This is a genomic window from Xenorhabdus vietnamensis (assembly GCF_002127535.1).
Lineage (GTDB): Bacteria > Pseudomonadota > Gammaproteobacteria > Enterobacterales > Enterobacteriaceae > Xenorhabdus > Xenorhabdus vietnamensis.
Map to the genome: position 1 here is coordinate 1 of NZ_MUBJ01000109.1, position 765 is coordinate 765.

The window sequence follows — 765 nt, forward strand, 5'->3', positions numbered from 1 at the left end:
TCATTATCAGCAACATCCGCTGTAGGCAGGCGAAGTGATGTGACAGCCGGAGAGACGGCTTACATTGCCATCATGATTCAGAGAGTCGTGATCGCTATGTAGTCAAATGACCAAAAAGCAATACAAGAAATTGTGGGGTAAGAATGGCAAATCTCAACGATCTATCCAGCCAACTAGCAAAGATACGAAAGCAAATCCCGTTTGCCACCGCTCAGGCGTTAACGAAAGTGGCGCGCCAGATAGAACAGGCTCAAAAAACAGCGATAGAGCGCAGGCTGGAAAGCCCCACACCCTTCACGGTGAAATCAGTGAGAAGTCAAGGCGCTCGTAAAAACGACCTGACCGCAAAAGTATTTGTATTACCAACCGCAGCCAGCTACTTAGAACCGTTTGAAGTGGGTGGCGTGCATAAGCTGAATGGTGCTGCATTGCTTAACCCCAAGAACGTTAAGCTAAATAAGTATGGCAACTTACCCCGTAACAAGCTGAACCAGTTGAAAGGCAAGGAAGATACGTTCATTGGTGAACTCTCAACCCGCTACGGAGATAACGTTAATGGGGTATGGCAGCGCAAGAAAGCCAAGAAGGTAAAAAAGAACAGGAAGCGGTTAAAACGCTCACCTAACGGCACACGTAGGGAGAGACAGAAACAGCGACCGCCAAAACTGCTCATTCGGTTCGGTGATGCATTAACTGTTAAGCCGGTGCTCGGTTATCAGGAGCGGGCGCAACAAATGGCTCAGGCATTGTTACCACAGGCCATTA

General features: G+C 48.4%; 1 protein-coding gene. It reads left to right on the forward strand.

The window, feature by feature from the left end; genetic code table 11:
* Positions 1-143: 143 nt before the first annotated feature.
* The coding region (locus tag Xvie_RS20415) for a hypothetical protein (RefSeq protein WP_086110893.1) at positions 144-765 on the forward strand (622 nt) is incomplete at its 3' end.